This window comes from Nocardioides marinisabuli (assembly GCF_013466785.1).
Taxonomy (GTDB): Bacteria; Actinomycetota; Actinomycetes; order Propionibacteriales; family Nocardioidaceae; genus Nocardioides; species Nocardioides marinisabuli.
On sequence record NZ_CP059163.1, the window covers coordinates 3718393 to 3740391 of the forward strand.

Annotated in this window: 20 protein-coding genes and 1 tRNA gene; 7 read left to right on the plus strand and 14 right to left on the minus strand. The window is 73.5% G+C overall.

Annotation, left to right across the window (positions count from 1 at the left end; all coding sequences use genetic code 11):
* Window position 1: 1 nt before the first annotated feature.
* Both H0S66_RS17900 and metH read right to left on the minus strand, forming a co-directional pair.
* Window positions 2-682, minus strand: coding sequence for an HAD family hydrolase (locus tag H0S66_RS17900; protein ID WP_258016976.1), 681 nt, complete (start codon window positions 680-682; stop codon window positions 2-4).
* A gap of 2 nt (window positions 683-684) precedes the next feature.
* Complete coding sequence (gene metH / locus H0S66_RS17905; RefSeq protein ID WP_179617515.1) at window positions 685-4422, minus strand: methionine synthase; 3738 nt, start codon at window positions 4420-4422, stop codon at window positions 685-687.
* A gap of 185 nt (window positions 4423-4607) precedes the next feature.
* Here metH and H0S66_RS17910 point away from each other — a divergent pair, with 185 nt between their 5' ends.
* Window positions 4608-5456, plus strand: coding sequence for a PAC2 family protein (locus tag H0S66_RS17910; RefSeq protein ID WP_179616566.1), 849 nt, complete (start codon window positions 4608-4610; stop codon window positions 5454-5456).
* Between the two features lie 21 nt (window positions 5457-5477).
* On the opposite strand, the gene mshC is transcribed toward H0S66_RS17910, so the two are convergent.
* From mshC to H0S66_RS17930, 4 genes are read right to left on the minus strand one after another with little or no spacing between them, the layout of a single operon-like run.
* Window positions 5478-6716, minus strand: coding sequence for a cysteine--1-D-myo-inosityl 2-amino-2-deoxy-alpha-D-glucopyranoside ligase (gene mshC / locus H0S66_RS17915; RefSeq protein ID WP_179616567.1), 1239 nt, complete (start codon window positions 6714-6716; stop codon window positions 5478-5480).
* A 23-nt stretch (window positions 6717-6739) separates the two neighbouring features.
* Window positions 6740-7519, minus strand: coding sequence for an SCO1664 family protein (locus tag H0S66_RS17920; protein ID WP_179616568.1), 780 nt, complete (start codon window positions 7517-7519; stop codon window positions 6740-6742).
* Between the two features lie 8 nt (window positions 7520-7527).
* Entirely contained in the window at window positions 7528-8103 is a 576-nt protein-coding gene (locus H0S66_RS17925) for a DUF3090 domain-containing protein (RefSeq protein WP_179616569.1), read from the minus strand.
* Window positions 8104-8108: 5 nt separating this feature from the next.
* Window positions 8109-8879 (minus strand): histidine phosphatase family protein, encoded by a 771-nt coding sequence (locus tag H0S66_RS17930; RefSeq protein WP_179616570.1) that lies wholly within the window; start codon window positions 8877-8879, stop codon window positions 8109-8111.
* Between the two features lie 53 nt (window positions 8880-8932).
* On the opposite strand from H0S66_RS17930, the gene H0S66_RS17935 reads away from it, so the two are divergent.
* Window positions 8933-9913, plus strand: coding sequence for a magnesium and cobalt transport protein CorA (locus tag H0S66_RS17935; protein WP_179616571.1), 981 nt, complete (start codon window positions 8933-8935; stop codon window positions 9911-9913).
* A gap of 25 nt (window positions 9914-9938) precedes the next feature.
* On the opposite strand, the gene H0S66_RS17940 is transcribed toward H0S66_RS17935, so the two are convergent.
* Window positions 9939-10157 carry a DUF5703 family protein gene (locus tag H0S66_RS17940; RefSeq protein ID WP_179616572.1) on the minus strand — a complete coding sequence of 73 codons (219 nt, stop codon included), beginning with the start codon at window positions 10155-10157 and terminating at the stop codon, window positions 9939-9941.
* Window positions 10158-10218: 61 nt separating this feature from the next.
* Entirely contained in the window at window positions 10219-11166 is a 948-nt protein-coding gene (locus H0S66_RS17945; protein ID WP_179616573.1) for an aldo/keto reductase, read from the minus strand.
* Between the two features lie 73 nt (window positions 11167-11239).
* Here H0S66_RS17945 and H0S66_RS17950 point away from each other — a divergent pair, with 73 nt between their 5' ends.
* Complete coding sequence (locus tag H0S66_RS17950; protein ID WP_219633588.1) at window positions 11240-12064, plus strand: undecaprenyl-diphosphate phosphatase; 825 nt, start codon at window positions 11240-11242, stop codon at window positions 12062-12064.
* Window positions 12065-12154: 90 nt separating this feature from the next.
* Here H0S66_RS17950 and H0S66_RS17955 read toward each other — a convergent pair whose 3' ends face one another.
* Window positions 12155-13507 carry a M20/M25/M40 family metallo-hydrolase gene (locus tag H0S66_RS17955; RefSeq protein WP_179616574.1) on the minus strand — a complete coding sequence of 451 codons (1353 nt, stop codon included), beginning with the start codon at window positions 13505-13507 and terminating at the stop codon, window positions 12155-12157.
* A 159-nt stretch (window positions 13508-13666) separates the two neighbouring features.
* Here H0S66_RS17955 and H0S66_RS17960 point away from each other — a divergent pair.
* The 3 genes from H0S66_RS17960 (at window position 13667) to H0S66_RS17970 (ending at window position 15805) form a co-directional block, all read left to right on the plus strand.
* A tRNA-Leu gene (locus H0S66_RS17960) sits at window positions 13667-13752 on the plus strand.
* Between the two features lie 131 nt (window positions 13753-13883).
* Window positions 13884-14261, plus strand: coding sequence for a hypothetical protein (locus tag H0S66_RS17965; RefSeq protein WP_218876368.1), 378 nt, complete (start codon window positions 13884-13886; stop codon window positions 14259-14261).
* A 44-nt stretch (window positions 14262-14305) separates the two neighbouring features.
* Entirely contained in the window at window positions 14306-15805 is a 1500-nt protein-coding gene (locus H0S66_RS17970) for an alpha/beta hydrolase family protein (RefSeq protein WP_258016977.1), read from the plus strand.
* A 37-nt stretch (window positions 15806-15842) separates the two neighbouring features.
* On the opposite strand, the gene H0S66_RS17975 is transcribed toward H0S66_RS17970, so the two are convergent.
* Genes H0S66_RS17975 through H0S66_RS17985 form a run of 3 tightly spaced genes read right to left on the minus strand, consistent with a single transcriptional unit; the run spans window position 15843 to window position 18960 of the window.
* Window positions 15843-16553, minus strand: coding sequence for a glycosyltransferase family 2 protein (locus H0S66_RS17975; protein ID WP_179616575.1), 711 nt, complete (start codon window positions 16551-16553; stop codon window positions 15843-15845).
* On the minus strand, window positions 16550-17926 hold the full coding sequence (locus tag H0S66_RS17980; RefSeq protein ID WP_180923684.1) for a bifunctional PIG-L family deacetylase/class I SAM-dependent methyltransferase: 1377 nt from the start codon (window positions 17924-17926) through the stop codon (window positions 16550-16552). The genes H0S66_RS17975 and H0S66_RS17980 overlap by 4 nt, the downstream gene beginning before the upstream one ends.
* Complete coding sequence (locus H0S66_RS17985; RefSeq protein ID WP_179616577.1) at window positions 17914-18960, minus strand: acyl-CoA dehydrogenase family protein; 1047 nt, start codon at window positions 18958-18960, stop codon at window positions 17914-17916. Before H0S66_RS17985 ends, H0S66_RS17980 begins: the two co-directional genes overlap by 13 nt.
* A 188-nt stretch (window positions 18961-19148) precedes the next feature.
* On the opposite strand from H0S66_RS17985, the gene H0S66_RS17990 reads away from it, so the two are divergent.
* Window positions 19149-19730, plus strand: coding sequence for a LysR family substrate-binding domain-containing protein (locus tag H0S66_RS17990; RefSeq protein ID WP_179616578.1), 582 nt, complete (start codon window positions 19149-19151; stop codon window positions 19728-19730).
* A gap of 37 nt (window positions 19731-19767) precedes the next feature.
* Here H0S66_RS17990 and H0S66_RS17995 read toward each other — a convergent pair whose 3' ends face one another.
* Window positions 19768-21201, minus strand: a complete 1434-nt coding sequence (locus H0S66_RS17995; protein WP_179616579.1) for a GuaB1 family IMP dehydrogenase-related protein — start codon at window positions 21199-21201, stop codon at window positions 19768-19770.
* A gap of 258 nt (window positions 21202-21459) precedes the next feature.
* A complete protein-coding gene (locus tag H0S66_RS18000) occupies window positions 21460-21912 on the minus strand; it encodes a hypothetical protein (protein WP_179616580.1) in 453 nt (150 codons plus the stop codon).
* Window positions 21913-21999 lie beyond the last annotated feature (87 nt).

Consider the following 21999-nt stretch of genomic DNA (forward strand, 5'->3'; position numbering starts at 1 on the left):
GTCAGGGCAGCAGCATGGCGGCCAGGTCCTGCGGCGCCAGGCCCTCCAGGGTGGGGCGCAGCACCCGGCGCGGCCCCTCGAGGACCGGCACGTGGTTCTCGACCACCAGCACGGTGCAGCCGGCGGCCGCGGCGGACTTGGCGCCGGTGTTGGAGTCCTCGATCGCCACGCAGTCGGCCGGGTCCACCCCGAGGGCGGCGGCGGCGGTCAGGTAGGGCTCGGGGTGCGGCTTGCCCATCTCGACCTTGTCGCCGGTGACGATCACCCGGAACGTCTCGGGCGGCAGGTGCGCGAGGATCGGCGCGACGAAGCGCTCGTAGGACATCGTCACCAGCGCGCACGGGATGCCCGCCTCGACGGCCGCCAGCAGCAGCTCACGCGCACCGGGCACCCACGGCACCGCCTGCTCGACGCGGGCGACGACCCCGTCGAGGAGCTCCTCGACGATCTGCTCGGGGGTCCGGTCGATGCCCATGTGCTCGCGGATGTAGCGCCCCGAGGCGAGCAGGTCGTTGCCGACCAGGTCGAGGGCCTGGGCGCGGGTCCAGGTGCCGCCGTACCGCTCGGCGAGCGCGAACTCGGTCTCGATCCAGTAGGGCTCGGTGTCGACCAGGGTGCCGTCCATGTCCCACAGCAGGGCTGCGGGCCGGTGGGTCGCACGGTCGGAGCCGGTGCCGGGCACGCTCAGTCCTCCGGGTCGTAGCCGAGGTTGGGCGAGAGCCAGCGCTCGGCCTCGGCGAGGGTCCAGCCCTTGCGCTCGGCGTAGGCCTCGACCTGGTCCCGGGCCAGCCGGCCCACGACGAAGTACTGCGACTGGGGGTGGCTGAAGTACCACCCCGACACCGAGGCGCCGGGCCACATCGCCATCGACTCGGTCAGCGAGATGCCGGTGCTGGCCTCGACGTCGAGCAGCTCCCACAGGGTGAGCTTCTCGGTGTGGTCGGGGCACGCCGGGTAGCCGGGAGCGGGGCGGATGCCTTGGTAGCGCTCGGCGATGAGGTCCTCGTTGCTCAGCCGCTCCTCGGGCTGGTGGCCCCAGAAGTCGGTGCGGACCCGCTCGTGCAGCCGCTCGGCGAAGGCCTCGGCGAGCCGGTCGGCCAGCGACTCCAGCAGGATCGCGTTGTAGTCGTCGTTGGCGGCCTTGAACGCCTCGACCCGCTCGGGCAGCCCGATGCCGGCGGTGACCGCGAAGGCGCCCACGTGATCGGCCAGACCGGTCCCGACCGGCGCGACGAAGTCGCCGAGCGACTTGTTCGGCACGCCGTCGCGGTGCTGGCCCTGCTGGCGCAGGTGGTGCAGGCGGCTGCGCTCGGAGGTGCGCTCGTCGTCGGCGTAGACGATGGTGTCGTCGCCCTCGGCGGCCGCGGGGAAGAACCCGAACACACCGCGGGCGGTGATCCACTTCTCGGCGATGACCCGGTCGAGCATCTCCTGGGCGTCGTCGTAGAGACGACGCGCGGCCTCGCCGGTGGCGGGGTTGTTGAGGATGTCGGGGAAGCGCCCCTTCATCTCCCAGGCGTTGAAGAACGGCTGCCAGTCGATGTAGTCGCGCAGCTCGGCCAGGTCGTAGTCGTCGAGCACGTGGGTGCCCGGAGTGCGCGGCGCGGGCGGCTGGTAGCCGCTCCAGTCGATCGGCGTGGCGTTGGCCCGCGCGTCGGCGTACGACAGCTTGGGCCGGTCGGTCTTGTGCGAGTGCCGCTCGCGCAGCGAGTCGTAGTCGGCCTTGAGGTCGGCCAGCAGCGGCGCGCGCCGCTCGGCGTGCAGCAGCGCCGCGGCCGTGGGCACCGAGCGCGAGGCGTCCTTGACCCACACGACCGGGCCGTCGTAGCGGGGGTCGACCTTGACCGCGGTGTGCGCGCGTGAGGTGGTGGCGCCACCGATGAGCAGCGGGATCTCGAGGCCCTGGCGCTGCATCTCGGTGGCCATCGTGACCATCTCGTCGAGCGAGGGGGTGATCAGGCCGGAGAGCCCGATGATGTCGGCGCCGACCTCGCGGGCGGTGTCAAGGATTTTCTGGGCCGGCACCATCACGCCGAGGTCGATGACCTCGAAGTTGTTGCACTGCAGCACCACGCCGACGATGTTCTTGCCGATGTCGTGGACGTCGCCCTTGACGGTGGCCATCACGATGGTGCCGTTGGTGTCCTTGGCGGTGGCGTACTCGGGGTTGTCGACCTTCTCCTGCTCGATGAACGGGATCAGGTGGGCCACGGCCTTCTTCATCACCCGCGCCGACTTCACCACCTGCGGCAGGAACATCTTGCCGGCCCCGAACAGGTCGCCGACGACGTCCATGCCGTCCATCAGCGGGCCCTCGATGACCTCGATGGGCCGCCCGCCGCGGGCCGCGATCTCGAGGCGCAGCTCCTCGGCGTCGGCCTCGGCGTAGGTGTCGATGCCCTTGACCAGCGCGTGCGTGATCCGCTCGCCGACCGGCAGGGCGCGCCACTCCTCGGTGGCGGCCTCCTTGGCCTCCCCGACCCGGTTGTGCTCCTCGGCGATCTCCAGGAGCCGCTCGGCGGCGTCGGGGCGCCGGTTGAGCACGACGTCCTCGATGCGCTCGCGCAGCTCGGGCTCGACCTGGTCGTAGACCACCAGGGCGCCGGCGTTGACGATGCCCATGTCGAGGCCGGCCCGGATGGCGTGGAAGAGGAAGACCGCGTGGATCGCCTCGCGCACCGGGTTGTTGCCGCGGAAGGAGAAGCTGACGTTGGAGATGCCGCCGGAGACCTTGGCGCCCGGCAGGTTCGCCTTGATCCAGCGGGTGGCCTCGATGAAGTCCTGGCCGTAGGAGGCGTGCTCCTCGATGCCCGTGGCGACCGCGAAGACGTTGGGGTCGAAGATGATGTCCTCGGCCGGGAAGCCGACCTCGTCGACCAGGATCCGGTAGGCGCGCTCGCAGATCGCCTGGCGGCGCAGCAGGTTGTCGGCCTGGCCGTCCTCGTCGAAGGCCATCACCACCGCGGCGGCGCCGTACTTGCGGCACAGGCGGGCGTGGGCGACGAACGCCTCCTTGCCCTCCTTGAGCGAGATCGAGTTGACGATCGGCTTGCCCTGCACGTTCTTGAGCCCGGCCTCGATCACCTCGAACTTCGAGGAGTCGACCATCACCGGCACCCGGCTGATGTCGGGCTCGCTGGCGATGAGCTTGGTGAAGCGGTCCATGGCCGCGACGCCGTCGATCATGCCCTCGTCCATGTTGACGTCGATGACCTGGGCGCCGTTCTCGACCTGCTGGGCCGCGACGCTCAGGGCGGTGTCGTAGTCGCCGTCCTTGATGAGCTTGCGGAAGCGTGCGGAGCCGGTGATGTTGGTGCGCTCGCCGACGTTGACGAAGAGGCTGTCGGCGTCGATGGTGAACGGCTCGAGCCCCGAGAGGCGCATCGCCGGGGGCACCTCGGCGGGCCGGCGCGGCTGCTGCTCGCGCACCGCGTCGGCGATCGCGGCGATGTGGGCGGGGGTGGTGCCGCAGCAGCCGCCGACGATGTTGACGAAGCCGGCCTCGGCGAACTCGCCGACGACCGCGGCGGTCTCGGCCGCGGCCTCGTCGTACTCGCCGAAGGCGTTGGGCAGCCCGGCGTTGGGGTAGACCGAGACGAACGTGTCGGCGACCCGGGAGATCTCGGCGACGTAGGGCCGCATCTCGCGGGCGCCGAGGGCGCAGTTGAGGCCGACGGCGAGCGGACGGGCGTGGCGCACCGAGTTCCAGAACGCCTCGGTGGTCTGGCCCGACAGGGTGCGACCGGAGGCGTCGGTGATGGTGCCGGAGATGATCAGCGGCCAGCGGCGGCCGAGCTCCTCGAAGAGGGACTCGACGGCGAAGATGGCGGCCTTCGCGTTGAGGGTGTCGAAGATCGTCTCGATGATCAGCAGGTCGCTGCCGCCGTCGACCAGGCCGAGCGCTGCGGTGCGGTACGCCGCCACCAGCGCGTCGAAGCTGATGTTGCGGGCCCCCGGGTCGTTGACGTCGGGGGAGATGGAGGCGGTGCGCGTGGTGGGGCCCAGGGCGCCGGCGACGTAGCGGGGCCGCTCGGGGGTGGCCACCGTGTCGGCCGCGCGCCGGGCCAGGCGGGCCGACTCGAGGTTGAGCTCGTAGGCCAGCGCCTCGAGGCCGTAGTCGGCCAGCGAGACCGAGTTGGCGTTGAACGTGTTGGTCTCGATCAGGTCGGCGCCGGACTCGAGGTACTCGCGGTGGATCGACTCGATGATGTCGGGCCGGGTCAGGGTGAGCAGGTCGTTGTTGCCGACCAGGTCGCTGGGCCAGTCGGCGAAGCGCTCGCCGCGGTAGCCGGCCTCGTCGGGCCGGTCGCGCTGGATGGCGGTGCCCATCGCGCCGTCGATGACCAGGATCCTGCGGCCCAGGGCCGCACGCAGCTCGTCGGTGGCGTCGTCGCGCCACTCCCCCGGCCCCACGGGCTCCATGGGGGTCTCGCTGCTGCTCCGGCTCACACGATCTCCTCTCGTGGGGCACCGGCGGCGCCCCGAGCGGGTCCGGCCAGCCTAGGAGGGTGTCCGAAGGCTGGACAGGGTGTTCGAATGGTGACACCGCCGCGCGCGGCGGGCGAAATCCCCGGGGAGGTGAACCGGCGGGTGACTACGCTGGGTCGGTGATCGAGATCGAGGACGCCCCGGACCTGGTCGACCCCATCGTCATCGCAGCCTTCGAGGGCTGGAACGACGCCGCGGACGCCGCCTCCTCGGTCGTGGACCACCTGATGCTCGCCTGGGGCGCACGGGTGGTCGGCTCGGTGGATCCCGAGGACTTCTACGACTTCCAGGTCAACCGCCCGGTCGTGGGCAGCGACGAGCTGGGCCACCGCCGCATCACCTGGCCCACCACCCAGATCGCGGTGGCCTCTCCCCCCGACCTGGGCCGCGACATCATCCTGGTCCGGGGCATCGAGCCCAACATCCGCTGGCGCCAGTTCTGCGCAGAGCTCCTGGCCGCCGTGGACGAGCTCGGCGGCGAGCTCGTCGTCACCCTGGGGGCCCTGCTGGCCGACACCCCGCACACCCGGCCCATCCCGGTCACCGGCACCGCCACCGAGCCCGAGCTGGTCGACCGGCTCAAGCTCGAGCAGTCGACGTACGAGGGGCCGACCGGGATCGTCGGGGTCTTCCAGGACGCCTGCGTGCGCGTCGACATGCCGGCGGTCTCCTACTGGGCCGCGGTGCCGCACTACGTCGCCCAGCCGCCCTGCCCCAAGGCCACCCTGGCGCTGATCGGCCAGATCGAGGACCTGCTGGAGATCTCCATCCCGCTGGGCGAGCTGCCCGAGGAGGCCCGCGCCTGGGAGCGCGGCGTCGACGAGCTGGCCGAGGACGACGAGGACGTCGCCGACTACGTGCGGGCCCTCGAGGAGACCCGCGACACCACCGACCTGCCCGAGGCCTCCGGCGAGGCCATCGCGCGGGAGTTCGAGCGCTACCTCAAGCGGCGCCAGGGCGACGACTGAGCCGACCCGACCGCCCCGAGGTCAGAGCGACAGGCCGAGCGCGGCGTCGAGGACCTGGTGGACCGCGAGCGCGGCGTGCGGGTCGGAAGCGTCGGCCAGCCCGTCGGTGCCCAGGGTGGCGCTCGCCCACGCGTCGACGGCGGCCACCGCGGTGGCGGCGTCGAGGTCGTCGGCGCACGCCGCCAGGACGGCCTCGACCACAGGCGCCGCAGGTGCGCCGGCGCCCAGGGAGAGGGCCCGGCGCCAGGTGGCGAGCATGTCGACGCTGGCCAGCAGGTCGGCGTCGGTCCACTCCCAGTCGGCGCGGTAGTGGTGGCGCAGCAGCGTCAGCCGGATGGCCATCGGGTCGACGTCGGCGTGGCGCAGCGCCGAGACGAAGACCAGGTTGCCCTTCGACTTCGACATCTTCTCGCCGTCGTAGGCGACCATCCCGGCGTGCACGTAGACCTGCGCGAAGCGGCTGCCAGGCTCGGCGACCTGGGCGTGCCCGGCGCACATCTCGTGGTGGGGGAAGACCAGGTCGCTGCCGCCGGCCTGCACGTCGAAGTCGCTGCCGAGGTGCTCCATCGCGATCGCCGTGCACTCGACGTGCCAGCCGGGCCTGCCGGGGCCGAAGGGGCTGGGCCACGACGGCTCGCCGGGGCGCTCACCGCGCCAGACCAGGCAGTCCAGCGGGTCCTTCTTGCCGGCCCGGTCGGGGTCGCCGCCGCGCTCGGGGAAGATCCGCAGCATCGCCTCGCGGTCGAGGCCGGACTCCTCGCCGAAGGCGGGGTCGGCGTGCACCGAGAAGTACCAGTCGTCCTCGACCCGGTAGACCGCCCCGGCGTCGCGGAGCCGCTCGATCAGGTCGATCACCAGCGGGATCGACTCGACGGCGCCGATGTAGGCCTGCGGCGGGAGCACCCGCAGCGCCTGCATGTCCTGGCGGAAGAGCTCGGTCTCACGCTCGGCCAGGGCCACCCAGTCGACGCCGACCTTGGTGGCCCGCTCGAGCAGCGGGTCGTCGACGTCGGTCACGTTCTGCACGAAGGTGACGTCGTGACCGGCGTTGCGCCAGGCCCGGTGGAGCAGGTCGACGCCGACGTACGTCGCCGCGTGGCCCATGTGGGTCGCGTCGTAGGGCGTGATGCCGCAGGCGTAGAGGCGGGCGGCGCCCTCGGGCACCACCTCGCGCCGGGCCCCGCTCGGGGTGTCGTGCAGCGAGACGACCGGTCCGCTCACGGGGAGGGTGGGCATCTCCGGGGCAGACCAGGCACGCATGGGTGGAGCCTAGAGGGTGGGCCTCAGAACGGCGGCCACGGGATCGCCGGGCCGCCCGCGTCGGGAGCGGGCATGGCCCCGCGGGCCAGCAGCCGGTCGCAGCGGCGCACCAGGTGCTCGATCTCCGCGTCCCCGAGCAGCGGCGCCAGGGCCGCACCGAGCTCGCCGCCCACAGCGGCCCGCACCCGCTCGACCGCGGCCCGGTCGTGCTCCTCGAGCGGGCGCCCGAGCCAGCCCCACAGGACGGTGCGCAGCTTGGGCTCGGTGTGGAAGGCGATGCCGTGGTCGACGCCGTAGCGCCGCCCGTCGGGCATCGCGAGCACGTGCCCGCCCTTGCGGTCGGCGTTGTTGAGCAGCACGTCGAGCACCGCCATCGATCGCAGGGCGGCCGTGTCCTCGTGGACCAGCGAGACCAGCCGGTCGTCGGCGTCGTAGCCGTCGAAGACGTGCAGGTAGCCCTCGGGCGCCGTGCCGGCCGGCACCAGGGTGACCGCCTCGACGTCGGGGTCGGGCTCCTGCCACTCCTGGACCATCCCGGGCCCGTGCGGCCCCTCGCGCAGCCAGGTGCGCGGCACCAGCACCGGCTCGCCGGGGCCGGCGAACGCCTGCGCCACGACGTACGCCGCGACCTCGCGGTGCGCCAGGACCGCGCCGGGGAAGTCCCACAGGGGCCGCTCGCCGGCGATCGGCTTGTAGACGACCTGCAGCTCGCCGATCGTGCCGAGGAAGGTCGCGTTGGAGGCCGGCAGGATCCGTCCCTGCAGCTCCAGCTCGTCCTCGACGAGGTCGCGGGTGCCCGTCATGGCGTCGCTCAGGGCTCGCGCCTGCGGAAGCCGTTGGCGCGCACGCAGAGGTGGCCGTCGGGGTCGATCGGGTTGCCGCAGAAGGGACAGCTGGGCCGCCCGGCCTCCAGGACCTGCTCGGTGCGCTGCACGAAGGCGCGCGCGGCGCCGGCCTCGAGGCGGACCAGCAGCACCTCGTCGGGCTCAGGCTCCTCGAAGTCCTGGTCGACCTGCTCGGGCGAGACCACCGCGGCCTCGGTGTAGGGGAAGACCTCGATGACGATCCGCTCGTCGTCGGGGTCCCACGACAGGGTCATCGTGCCGGCGCGGAACTCCTCGTCGATGGGCTGCTCCAGCGGCTCGGTGTCCTGCAGGCCCAGCGGCGCCACGGCGGGGATCACCGCGGTCGAGGTCTCCGAGCTCATCACCTCGTCGAGCAGCTCGTCGACGCGCTCGGCCAGGGCGGCCACCTGCTGCTTCTCCAGCGCGACGCTGATGACGCGGGTGCCGCTGCGGGCCTGGAGGAAGAAGGTGCGGGACCCGGGCTCGCCGACGGTGCCGGTCACGAAGCGCTCCGGCGGGTCGAATGCGTGGACGACTGGCATGCGACTCAGCCTAGGGGCGCCGTGGGACGACCCGACCCACCCGGTGGTGCGGCGGCCTCGCGGTCGGCCCCCTCCGGTCCGGCCCCGCCGCCCACGGGCGCGTCGCCGGCCGCCTCGGCGTCCCCAGGGGCGTCGGGGGCGGGGGCCAGCCACGACAGGTCCCCGGCGTGGGTGTTGCTGGCCAGGACGTAGGGCCGCTGCTCGGTGTAGCGCACGATCGAGACCGACGCCGGGTCGACGCCGATGCGCTGGAAGAGGTCGAGGTGCAGCCCCAGGGCGTCGGCCAGCACCGACTTGATGATGTCGCCGTGGCTGACCACGGCCCACACCGCGCCCGGACCGTGCTCGGACTCGACCTGCGCGTCGAGGCGGCGTACGGCGTGCACGGCGCGCGCCTGCATGCCGGCCATCGTCTCCCCGCCGGGGAAGGTCACGGCCGAGGGCTGGCTCTGCACCGTGCGCCACAGCGCCTCGCCGGCCAGCTCCTTGAGGGCGCGCCCCTGCCAGTCGCCGTAGTCGCACTCGGTGACGCCGTCCTCGGTGCGCACCGGGGGCGGCGCCTGCTGGTGGGCCAGCACCGCCTCGGCCGTCTGGCCGCAGCGCAGCATCGGGCTGGTCACCACCGCGGCCAGCGGGACCCCGGCCAGGCGCTCCCCGGCACGCTGCGCCTGCGCGCGGCCGGTCTCGTCGAGCTCGACGCCGGGGCTGCGACCGGCGAGGACGCCGGTGGCGTTGGCGGTCGTGCGTCCGTGCCGGATCAGCACCATCGTGGCCATGCCGGGGACTGTAGCCGGGCGCCCCCACCCGTCCGGGGCACTAGCGTGGCCCCGTGATCGTCGACGCCGCCGTCTACCACGACGGCACCCGGACCCCGGTGGACTGCGAGAACGCCGACTACGCGGCCCTGCGGGCCCACGCCGGTGAGCGGGGCGGCTTCGTGTGGGTGGGGCTGCACGAGCCCGACCCCGACGAGCTCGCCTCGGTCGGCGCGGCCTTCGACCTGCACCAGCTGGCCCTGGAGGACGCGGTCAAGGCCCACCAGCGGCCGAAGCTCGAGCGCTACGAGCACGGCCTCTTCCTGGTCCTCAAGACGCTCTGGTACGTCGACGAGGACGACGCCGTGGAGACCGGGGAGGTCAGCCTCTTCGTCGGTGCGGACTTCGTGGTCAGCGTCCGCCACGGCCAGGGCCTCGAGCTCAGCCCCGCACGCACGTTCCTGGAGACCAGCGAGCAGGTGCTCACCCACGGCCCGTCCTCGGTGGTCTACGCGGTGTGCGACCGGGTGGTCGACGGCTACCTCAGCGTGGTCGACGAGCTGCAGGTCGACGTCGACGAGGTCGAGGAGTCGGTCCTCTCCCCCGCCCGCACCAACGACTCGGTGCGCATCTACACGCTCAAGCGCGAGATCGCGGAGGTGCGCCGTGCGGTCCAGCCGTTGCGCGACCCGCTGCAGCGCTTCACCGAGGGCAGCGTCCACGGCGTGGACACCGAGGCCGGCCCGTTCTTCCGCGACGTGCTCGACCACCTGCACCGCGCCGCCGAGCTCGTCGACAACCTCGACGCGCTGCTCTCCACGGCCTTCGACGTGCACGTCGCGCGCATCCAGCTGCAGCAGAACGACGACATGCGCAAGATCTCGGCGGGTGCGGCGCTGGTGGTGGTCCCGACCCTGATCGCCGGGGTCTACGGCATGAACTTCGACCACATGCCCGAGCTGGGCTGGAGCCTGGGCTACCCGTTCGCGCTGGTGCTGATGGTCGCGGCCTCGGCCCTGCTGTGGTGGCAGTTCCGGCGCTCCGGCTGGTGGTGACCCGCCGCGGTGCGGGGTGAGCGCCTCAGGCGGTCCGCACCGCCCGGATGATCTTGCGGCGCAGCACCACCCGACGGGTGCCGTCGGCGGTGATGTTGACCCGGTCGAGCTCCCAGCCGCCGTGCTCGGCGCGCTCGACGAGGAGCTTGGTGACGACGTTGCGGCTGAACTCGCGGGAGAACGAGACCCGGTCGAACTCCCACTCGACGCCTCGACGCACGGGTCGCAGCGGGGTGCGGCTCATGGTGCCTCCTCGGGTGGGACGGTGGTGCGGGAGACAGTCTGGCCGACCGCCTCAAGCCCGCTCAGTCGGCCGAGACGTCGTCGAGCGCGGCGGTGATCTCGGCCGGCAGCACGACGTCCTCGCTCTCCAGGGCGCTGGCCAGCTGGGCGGCGGTGCGCGCCCCGACCACGGGCGCGGTCACGCCGGGCCGGTCGCGCACCCAGGCGAGGGCGACCTGGAGCGGGCTGAGGTCGAGGCCGTCGGCGGCGCGCACCACCGCCTCCACCACGCTGGCCGAGCGCTCGTCGAGGTAGGCCTCGACGAAGGAGGAGAACTGCGAGGTCGCGGCGCGCGAGTCGGCCGGGGTGCCGGTGCGGTACTTGCCGGTCAGCACCCCGCGGCCCAGCGGCGACCAGGCCAGCACCCCGAGGCCGGTGGCCTCGGCGGCGGGCAGCACCTCGTGCTCGATGCCGCGGTTGAGCAGCGAGTACTCGACCTGGGTGGAGGCCAGGACGGTGCGCCCGGGCACGGCGCGCTGCCAGGTGGCGGCCTGGGCGCTCTGCCAGCCGGAGTAGTTGGAGATGCCGACGTAGGAGGCCCGACCGCTGCTGACGGCCAGGTCGAGGGCCGACAGCGTCTCCTCCAGCGGCACGCCGTCGTGCCAGGTGTGCACCTGCCACAGGTCGACGTGGTCGACCCCGAGGCGGCGCAGGGAGGCGTCGAGGGTGCTCAGCAGCCGTCCGCGCGAGGTGTCGACGCGCAGCCGGCCCTTGTGCAGGCCCAGGCCGGCCTTGGTGGCCAGCACGACGTCGTCGCGGGGCACCACGTCCCCGATCAACGAGCCGAGCAGCTCCTCGGAGTGCCCGTCGGCGTACGCCGCGGCGGTGTCGACGAGCGTGCCGCCGGCCTCGACGAAGGAGACCAGCTGGTCGCGGGCCTCGTGCTCGTCGGTGTCACGGCCCCATGTCATCGTGCCCAGGCCGAGTCGGGAGACGCGGAGCCCGGTCGCGCCCAGTGAGCGTTGCTGCATGGCCACAACCTAGCGGCGCCCGACGCGTGAGTCGGCGTCGGCTCGCCCGAGGGCGTCTCCTAGGCTGACCCGCGTGCTGGACCTCCTCAAGGCTGTCGTGCTGGGCCTCATCCAAGGGCTCACCGAGTTCCTCCCGATCTCCAGCAGCGCCCACCTGCGGATCTTTCCCGAGCTCTTCGGGTGGGGCGACCCGGGCGCGGCGTTCACCGCGGTGGTGCAGATCGGCACCGAGCTGGCGGTGCTCATCTACTTCCGCCACGACATCTGGCGCATCGCCTCGACGTGGCTGCGCTCGCTGGTGCAGCCCGAGTGGCGCGGCCACGTCGACGCCCGGATGGGCTGGTACATCATCGTCGGCTCGCTGCCGATCGTGGTGCTGGGCATCGCGCTCAAGGACGTCATCGAGCAGGACTTCCGCAGCCTGTGGATCATCGGCACCACGCTCATCGTGCTCGGCCTCGTGCTGGGCATCGCCGACAAGTTCGGCCGCAACGACCGCGCCATCAAGAAGATGGGGCTGCGCGACGCGCTGCTGATGGGCCTGGCGCAGGCGGCCGCGCTCGTGCCGGGCGTCTCGCGCTCCGGCGCCACCATCTCGATGGGCCGGTTCCTGGGCTTCGAGCGGGCGGCCGCGACCCGGTTCGCGTTCCTCCTGGCGATCCCGGCCGTCGTCGGCGCCGGGCTCTTCCAGCTCTCCGAGATCCCCGGCGGTGACAACGCCTACGGCTGGGGGCCCACCCTGGTGGGCACGGTCGTCTCCTTCATCGTCGGGTACGCCGCCATCGCGTGGCTGCTGCGCTACGTCAGCACCAACTCCTACACGCCGTTCGTGATCTACCGGGTGCTGCTCGGCAGCGCGGTCCTGGTGCTGCTGGGCGCCGGCGTGCTGACCGCCTGACGGCCGGTCGGGGGCGGGCGGTGGCTCAGCAACCGTCCCTGGTGGGAGTTCGGTTGCCAGCTCACCGCCGGCCCGGAGGACCTTGCGGGCTCAGACGTCGTCGAGGAACGTGTCGAAGACGCGGGCACCGAACTCGAGCGCGTCGACCGGCACCCGCTCGTCGACACCGTGGAACAGCGCGGTGAAGTCGAGGTCGGCGGGCAGGCGCAGCGGGGCGAAACCGTAGGAGCGCATCCCGAGCTTGCGGAAGTGCTTGGCGTCGGTGCCGCCGCTCATCAGGTACGGCGCCACGATGCCCCCGGGGTCCTCGCTGAGGATCGAGCGGTTCATGGCGCGCACCAGGTCGCCGTCGTACGGCGTCTCCCAGGGCTGCTGGTGGGAGAGGTGCTCGATCTCGACACCCTCGCCGACGAGCTCGGCCAAGGTGGCGAAGAACTCGTCCTCGAACCCGGGCAGGAAGCGGCCGTCGACGTGCGCGGTGGCCTCGGTGGGGATGACGTTCACCTTGTAGCCGGCCTGCAGCATGGTCGGGTTGGTGGTGTTGGAGATGACCGCGCCGAGCATGCGTGCCGCGCCGCCGAACTCCTCGATCAGGTCCGGTGCGTTCTCGGGGGTGGCCTGCACCCCGGCGAGGTCGCCGACGCTGGCCAGCAGCACCTCCATCGTGGGGGTCAGCCGCACCGGCCAGTCGTGGGCGCCGATGCGCGCCACGGCGGCGGTCAGCCGCGAGACCGCGTTGTCGGTGTTGAGCATCGAGCCGTGCCCGGCGCGACCGCGGGCGGTCAGGCGCATCCAGGCCATCCCCTTCTCGGCGGCCTCGACCAGGTACATCCGGCGACCACGCACCGTCACCGAGAAGCCGCCGACCTCGCCGACGGCCTCGGTCACGCCCTCGAAGAGCTCGGGGTGGTCGCGCACGAGGATCTCGGCCCCCTTGTGGCCGCCGGCCTCCTCGTCGGCGGTGAAGCACAGCACGATCGGCCGCGAGGGGATCCGTCCGGCCCGCTGGCGGGCGCGCACGACGCTGAGCAGCATCGCGTCGAAGTCCTTCATGTCGACCGCTCCGCGACCCCAGACGTAGCCGTCCTGCACCTCGCCGGAGAACGGGTGCACCTGCCAGTCCTCGGCCGCGGCCGGCACGACGTCGAGGTGGCCGTGCAGCAGCAGTGCGTCGCCCTCGGTGCCGCCCCAGCGCGCGACCACGCTGGTGCGCCCCGGCTCGGACTCGAAGAGCTGCGAGGCGATGCCGACCTCGTCGAGCAGCGCCGCGACGTGCTCGGCGGCCTTGCGCTCCCCCGGCCCCTCCTGGTCGCCGTAGTTGGAGGTGTCGATGCGGATCAGGTCCCGACAGATCTCCACCACCTCCGCAGCAGGGTCGTAGCCGCGCGGTGCGTCGGTCTGCGGGCTGCTCTCCGGGCGGGGGTCCTCGGCGGGGGTCGACATGGCTCCAGCATGGCACCGCGACGGTGGCTGTCCACCCCGTGACGGGTGGGGCGCGAGGGACGCCGGGCCCCTGGGGACCCCTGGGGACACGGCGTACGCTGGGCCGACGGGGCCGATGCGAGGTTTCGGCCCCTGCTTTGTTACTGTTCCACCGCACTCGTCCGGGTGGCGGAATAGGCAGACGCGCTAGCTTGAGGTGCTAGTGCCCGTATTAGGGCGTGGGGGTTCAAGTCCCCCCTCGGACACTGGAAGGGCCCCGGCTCCACGGGGCCTTTTCTTCATTTTGCAACTCCCTGGTCAGGCTTGCTGGCCAAGGTCCCTGGCCAGGGGTCGTTCGCCCCTGGCCCCGGCCGGGACGCGCGGGCACGGTGGACGGATGAGCCCGGAACCCGACAGCCGCACGAAGGCCGAGCAGGCGATGGCCGACCTGACCAACGTCCTGACCCGGACCACCGACCACCGGGTCCTCAACGTCCAGTGCCGTCACGCCCACCACCTCGCGGCCGTCTACGACACCCGGGCCGGGCTGGTCTACCAGGCCCCGACAGGGCCGCACGCCCACGGCTCCAAGGACTTCGTCGACACCGCGCACGACGGTGGTGGCCCGGGGCACACCTTCACCGACCTGCTCGAGCCCGGTCCCCTGGTCGTCGACGAGGTACCGGCCTGGTGCGACTGCGGGCACTGGTCGCTCTCGCGCCAGGACCTCCTGGCCCGCACCCGCGACGGGGGCGGCACGGTCCACCTCCCCTGAGCCGAGCGGCGTACCCCGGCACCGCCCGGGTCGTTGAGCCCCACGTGCCCCGCTCACGCCTGCTCGCCCTGCTCACCGTCCCTGCGCTGCTGGGCCTGGGCGCGACCGCGCCCGCCACCGCGAGCGCCGACGACCCCGCACCCGGCTCCCCCGCCTACGTGCAGCGCGACCTCCAGAACGTCGCCGACGCCTACGGCCGGATCCAGGGCGAGGGCGGCCAGCTGCGCAACCCCGCCTACCTGCCGGCCCTCGTCACGCAGAGCAGCCTGACCAGCGTCGCGCAGCTGCTGACCCAGGTCGCCGAACCGACCCGCCCCGCGCTCACCGCCGGCAACCTGGTGCCCGGCTGGGACGTCGGCAACCCGCTGCGCGCCTCCTGGTCGGAGACCCGGGGTAGCTCGCAGCGCGTCGCGTTCACCAACCGGTACGGCGCCCTGCTGCGCGGCACCGTGTGGGCGCCCGCCGAGCGCGCCCGCGACCCCTACACCGGCCGCCGCCTGCGTGGCCCGTTCCCCGGCGTGGTGATCACCCCGGGTTCGGTGCAGGGCTCCGAGAGCATGTACGAGTGGCTCGGCCAGGACCTGGCCGAGCGCGGCTACGTCGTGCTGAGCTACGACGTGCAGGGCCAGGGCGGCAGCGAGACGTTCCCGCACCCCGAGGGGTCGGTGTTCCCGTTCTGCGACCCCACCGCCGACCCCCTCCCCGGGGAGGTGACCGGCGAGATGACCGGCTGCCCGGGCGTCCCGTTCCAGCAGCAGGCCAACTTCGAGGTGGGCACCCGCGACGCGCTGTCCTTCCTGCTCTCCACCCCGCGGCGGCCCTACGCCAACCCCGGCAGCGAGGGTGCTCGCGTGGACGCCGCCAACCCCTTCCACCGGCTGCTGGACCGCCGGCGCGACCGACGCCCCTTCACCCCCGGTCGCGACCGCAGGATCGCGGTCATCGGCCACTCGCTCGGGGCCGCGGCGGTCTCGCAGGTGCAGGCCGTGGACCGGCGGGTGGCCACCGTGGTGGCCCTCGACAAGCTCGGCTCCACCTCCGGCGACGACGAGGTGACCCCGGTGGTGCCGGCGCTCGGGATCCAGTCGGAGTACGGCTTCGCCGTCTCCCCGTGGCTGCTCTCGGGCGGCAGCTCGATCTCCCCCCAGCCGTCTCCCGAGGGGCCCGACCCGGCCCGCGAGCGGGCGACCGGCTGGGACGCCTGGGACGCGGCGGGCGTCGACTCGATGATGCTGGTCCCCCGTGCCTCGACCCACCTGGAGTACACCGACATCCCGCTGGTGCTGCCGGCCAGCCGGTGGGGCCAGGCGCTGACCAGCGTCACCGTGCAGCGCTGGCTGGACCGCTACCTCAAGCACCGGGGCGGACCGAGGGCGCTGCTGCGTCCGCGCGTCGACTACCTCGAGCCCACCGGCGGCGGCACCTGGACGCCGGTGCGGCTGCGGCGCGACGAGCACCTCAGCTTCTACTACTGCTCCGCCTACCGGCTCGACGCCGCCCGGCGCACCTTGCGCGACGACGACCTGACCGACCTCGGCTGCTGAGCCTGCCGGATCTGCTGGGTCTGCTGGGTCTGCTGGGTCACGCCGAGGCGCCCTCGGCCACCGCCAGCCGCAGCGCCCGCAGGTAGCCGGCGAACCCGTCGGGGGCCCGGCCCCGCTCGCGCGCCGACGTGACGACCGGGCGGCCCTGGCGCACCGTGGAGACTCCCCGCTCCAGCAGCGCCCGGACCAGGGCGACGTCCTCGCCGGTGCTGAGGTCGCCGAAGCCGCCGACCTCGAGGTACGCCGACAGGCGGACGCCGAGGTTGGCGCCGTGCACGTGCAGGTGGCCGCTGCGGTGCCGCTCGTGCCAGGCGGCCAGGACCGGTGCGTCCAGCCCGTCGGGGTCGGGCAGCACGGGCCCGACCAGCAGGTCGTGGCCGCCCTCGGCGGCGGCCAGGTGGTCGGCCAGCCAGGAGGTCGGCACCTGGGTGTCGGCGTCGGTCGTGGCCACCCAGACCCGGTCGGGCCGGGCCGGCAGGCCCCGGGCGGCCGCCTCGACGCCCAGGGCGCGCGCCGTACCGACGCACCGTGCGGCCGTGGTGACGACCCGCACGCCGTGGGTCGCGGCCACCTCGGCGCTGGCGTCGGTGCAGGCGTCGAGCACCACCACGACCTCCAGGCGCGGCGCGAGCGCTGTCCCGGCGCGCAGCGCCTCGGCCGACGCGGCCACCGAGGCCAGGCAGGCACCCAGCACCTCCTGCTCGTCGTGGACGGGGACGACCACCACGAACGACTCGACGCCGCTCACGCGGTCGGGTCCGGCATCCGGCTGGGAGGCCCGAGCAGCAGCAGCTCGACGTCGCGGTCCTGGTACTGCGCGAGCCGGCTCCACCCGGGCAGGGCCTCGAACGCGCGGTGCACGGCGGCACCGTCGAGCGGCCACCCCTGCACCGGGTGCCGCCAGTGGGCCAGCAGCACCACACCGTCCCGGGTCAGCCCGTTGGCGACCTGCCGGACCAGGGAGTCGAGGTCGACGGGGCTCAGGAAGTAGCCGACCTCGCTGACCACCACGACGTCGTACCGACCGTCCGGCCAGTCCTCGGGCAGCAGCCGCTGCTGCACCTCGACGTGCGGCAGGTCGTCGTTGCGTCGCCGGGCCGCGGCGACCGCGGCCGGGCTGGAGTCGACGGCGAGCACCTCCTCGCAGCGCCCGGCCAGCTCCCGGGTCAGCACGCCGGTCGAGCACCCGACCTCGAGCACGCGGCCGTGGCGCCGGTCGGGCAGCATCGCCAGCGCGAGGGCGCGCTTGCGCTCCTCGTACCAGCGGGTGTCGGCGCCCCAGGGCTCCTCCACCTCGCGGTGCAGGGCGTCGAGCGTCTCGTCGCGGGCGGGGGCCTCGACGAAGACCTCCTGCTCGCCCAGGAAGTGCGCGAGCATGCCGGTCAGCAGCAGGGTCTCGTCGCCGGGCGCCTCCGAGAGCGGGCGGACCTGCGTGGTGTGGCAGTGCACCGCCTCGCGCTTGGCCGTGCACGCGGCCGGGTCGAGCGGCAGCCGACGCAGGTCGACCCACGGGGCGTCCTGCGGCTGTGCGCGGTGCCAGAACCAGATCGGGTACTCCAGCAGCCGGGCCCCGGTACGCCGGGCGGCCGCGGCACAGATCCGGCCCGCCGCGTCGTGGTCGGGGTGCCCGTCGTGGCGCCAGGGCCCCACGAGCAGGGTGCGGCTGCCGTCGCCGATCAGCGTCGCGAGGCGCTCGGTCCAGCGGGCCTCGTCGTCGGCGACGGCCCCGTCTGCCGAGCCCCAGCAGGTCAGCGCCACCTGCTCGGCGGCCCCGCCGAGCGCGAGCACCGCCGCGCGCGACTCCTCCAGACGGAGCTCGGCCAGGCGCTCCCTCGAGTGCGTGGGCGAGGCGGGGTGGCTGCGCTCCCCGGCGGTCAGGAGCACCACCTCGATCTCAGGACGCTGCTCGTCGGGCAGGACCAGCAGCCGCGTCATCAGGCCGGCGGCGCCCAGGGACTCGTCGTCGGGGTGGGCGGCCACGACCACGACCCGCTCGAGCCGACGCCCGTCGCGGGCGCTGAGCTCGAGCAGCGGCAGCGCGGACCACCGCCGGTCCTCGTGCCAGGCGCTCGCCGGGGTGCCCGGCGAGTCGTGCCGGAAGGCCGCCGTCACCGCGACCACCAGGCTCCGTGCTCGTCGCTGCCGCGCCCCAGCGCGGCCAGGTCGCGCTCGGCGTGGTGCTGGCGCAGGTAGAGGCGCAGGTCGGCCAACCCGGCGGCGTACGCCGCGTCGCCGACCTGGGGCCCGGGACCCAGGGCGTGCTCGCAGGAGGCCAGCACCCCCTCGGCCGCCGCGGCCACCACCGAGCGCACCCGGGTGGCCAGCGCAGCGGCCTCGTGGCCGGACACGGTGCCGGCGTCGACCAGCGCGGCGGCCTCGGCCAGCGTCGCCCGGGCCGCGGTGAGGTGCTGGTCGACCAGGCCGAGGTGCAGGTGCCCCACCTGGTCGAGCGGACGGCCGGCGGGCCGCGCGAGGCGGCGGGCCAGCCCCACCGCGCCGCCGTACCAGACGGCGGCGACGCCGATGCCTCCCCAGGCGAAGCCGTCGCGGCGCAGGTACCAACCGGGGCCGCCGACCGCCGTGGCGCCGGCGCCGTCGACCTCGATGGCGGTGCTGACGATGTCGGGGAGCCCCCGCGGCACCCAGGAGCCGTCGGCGCCGGCGGTCCGCACGCCCGGGCCGCGCAGGTCGAGGGCGAAGAGGCCGCGCGTCTCGTCGTCGACCCAGGCCGTGACGAGCGCGTGGCTCAGGTGCGCGGCCAGCGAGCACCACGGCTTGGTGCCCTCCAGCACCCAACCCTCGCCCGCGGGGCGGGCGGTCAGGCGCGCCCCCGGGCCCTCGGCGGCGAAGACCCCCCAGGTGCTGCCCGTCGGGGCGCCGGAGCCGGCCTCGTCGAGGATCGCCAGGGCGTCGAGGTGGGGCTCGACGGCGCGCGCGAGCTGGAGGTCGTGGGCCCCCAGGGTGGCGAGGAGCTCCCACAGGCCGCGGGTCGCGCCGCCGGCCGGGCGTGGGGCCGCAGGTCCGAGCGCGGCCGCGAGCTCGAGGTGGCCGACGAGGTCACCGCGCTTGAGGGTGCCGAGCGCGTCGCGCACGCGCTGCTGCCACGGCTCGTGCGGGGCGACGGCGTGCGGGGCCAGCGGCACCCAGGGGTCCATGCAGTGCTCTCCTCGTCGTGCCGGACGTGCGCCGCCGGCCCGGCCCGGTCGGGAACAGCTGCGTAAGTGCTCCGTACGGGCGCCGGGCCCGCGACACCTGTCTCTTGACCCTAGACCGGCAGCGTCAAACGTCCTGGCGCGTCTTTCACCCTTAGGAGTGGAGGAGGTCCCGCCGCTAGTCTCGTGCGGTGCCTGTTCCCTTCCGCGTCGGCTTCGTCACCGGCGCCACCCCCGACAAGTGGGCGCGCACCTGGCGCGACCGCTCGCGCGACCCCCTCGAGCTCGTGCGCGTGGAGGAGGACCAGCAGGAGCGGCTGGTTCGCTCCGGTGAGGTCGACGTGGTGCTGGCCCGGCTGCCCGTCGACCGCGACGGTCTGCACTGCATCAAGCTCTACGAGGAGCGCGTGGTCGCGGTCGTCGGCCACGAGCACGTCGCGACCGTCGTCGAGGAGGTCGGCACCGAGGACCTGGCCGACGAGCAGCTCGTCGCGCCGCACGTCTCCGGCTGGACGCCCCGCGCCCCGCAGCTCGACTGGCCGCCGATGAGCATCAAGGAGGCCGTCGAGACGGTGGCCGCCGGCACCGGGGTGCTGCTGGTGCCGATGTCGGTCGCCCGGCTCCACCAGCGCAAGGACGTCACCTACCGCCCCGTGCACGACCTCGAGGGCACCACGGTGGGCCTGGTGTGGCGCACCGACAACGAGGACCCGCGGGTGCAGACCTTCATCGGCATCGTGCGCGGGCGCACCGCGAACTCCTCGCGGGGCTGACCACCCCTCCAGCACCCCACCAAGCCCCCACCAACGGCTACCAGGAGGTCGCCAGCGGGCGGCCCTCGGTGTAGCCGGCGGCCGACTGCACGCCCACCACGGCGCGCTCGTGCAGCTCCTCCAGCGACGAGGCGCCCGCGTAGGTGCAGGCCGAGCGCACCCCCGAGCAGATCTCGTCGACCAGGTCCTCGACCCCGGGGCGCTGCGGGTCGAGGTACATCCGCGAGGACGAGATGCCCTCCTCGTAGAGACCCTTGCGGGCTCGGTCGTACGCCGACTCCCCCGACGTCCGGTTCGCGACGGCGCGCGCCGAGGCCATGCCGAAGGACACCTTGTAGGAGCGGCCGCCGTCCTCGACCAGGTCGCCCGGCGACTCGTGGGTGCCCGCGAACCACGAGCCGATCATCACGCTCGAGGCGCCGGCGGCCAGGGCCAGGGCGACGTCGCGAGGGTGGCGCACCCCGCCGTCGGCCCACACGTGCCCGCCGGCCTCGCGGGCGGTCGCGGCGCACTCCAGGACCGCCGAGAACTGGGGGCGCCCGACGCCGGTCATCATCCGGGTCGTGCACATCGCACCCGGCCCGACACCGACCTTGACGATGTCGGCGCCGGCGGCGAGCAGGGCCCGGGTGCCGCCCGCGTCGACGACGTTGCCGGCCACGACCGGGACCTGCGGGTCGAGCGCGCGGACGGCGCGCAGCGCCTCGATCATCCGGTCCTGGTGGCCGTGGGCGGTGTCGACCACCAGGGTGTCGACGCCGGCGGAGAGCAGGTGCTCGGCCTTGGCGCCGACGTCGCCGTTGACGCCGACGGCGGCCGCGACGCGCAGCCCGCCCCGCTCGTCGACCGCCGGGGTGTAGAGGGTGGCCCGCAGGGCCCCGGCCCGGGTCAGGACCCCGGTGAGGGTGCCGTCGGGCGCCACCGCCACCGCGAGCGGCGCCCGCGCGGCGTCGATCGCGTCGAAGGCGGTGCGCGGGTCGGTGTCGTCGCTGATCGTCACCGGCGTGCGGGTCATGACCTGGTGCACCTGGGCGAACCGGTCGACGTCGGTGCAGTCCTGCACCGACACCACCCCGACCGGCCGGCCCTCGTCGACCACGACGGCGGCCCGGTGGGCCCGCTTGGGCATCAGGGAGAGGGCCTCGGCGACCGTCTGGTGCGGTGCGAGCTCGATCGGGGTGTCGAGGACCAGGTGCCGGCTCTTGACGAACGCCACCACCTCCTTGACCACGGGGGCGGGGATGTCCTGCGGCACCACGACCATGCCGCCGCGGCGCGCGACGGTCTCGGCCATCCGGCGCCCGGCGATCGCGGTCATGTTGGCCACCACGACCGGGATGGTCGCGCCGGTGCCGTCGCTGGTCGCGAGGTCGACGTCGTAGCGGCTGGCCACCGAGGAGTGCCCCGGCACCATGAACACGTCGTCGTAGGTCAGCTCGTGCGGCGGGGCCGCGTCGTTGAGGAAGCGCACGGTGGCGACCCTACGGCGCCGCGCCGGGCGGTGAGTCAGCAACCGTTCTGGCTCCCGGTCGCGGGAGAGGCGGACGGACCTCGTCGTTCAGCTCGGTTGTTCCCCCGGCTGGCCGCCCAGAGCTCCTAGCGCCAACCGGTGCCTCCCGCAGCCCACGCGCTGCACTCAGCCGTACGAAGGAGCCGATGACGGGAACGAGCAGCAGCGGCCGCGGCAGGTGAGGGGATCAAGAACGGCCCTGGCCGGGGTGGCCACGCGCTATCGCGTCCCTGACTGCTTCCGTCGCCCCAGCTCACGAGCTGCCCGGACGGAGTACCAGCCCAGCATGGGCAGAACGACAACGGACGCCGCAAGAGCGTTGGCCAAGGGTGAGGCCACCCGTCCTGCCGCGAAGAAGATGAAGATGCTCGCCGGAACGACGAGCAATCCCCACCTGGGGGGTTGCGACTCGGTGTCGTTCTTCTCGATCGCCACCAACATCCCGCCCACCAGTCCACTCGCGTAGAAGAACGCAGGAAGAGCGAGTGCCACGAGGGTCAGCACCTTTCCCCACAGCGCCCAGGCCGCTATGGCAGCGATCGGCAGGGCAACCAGGGGCGGAGCAGCAAAGACCCGTCGGCGAAGCAGCTTCTCATCCACCTGAGACAGGTTCATCTGTTCCTTCGCATCGGACTGCTGGTGTCGAGACATGCCGCTGTCGTGCTGAAGCATCGGGGCATGCATTCGCCTGTCCGCAGTGGCGCGAGCGAAGCGGCAGATCAGCGCGCGCCGACGCGCAGGCTACGTGGCGACCATCGT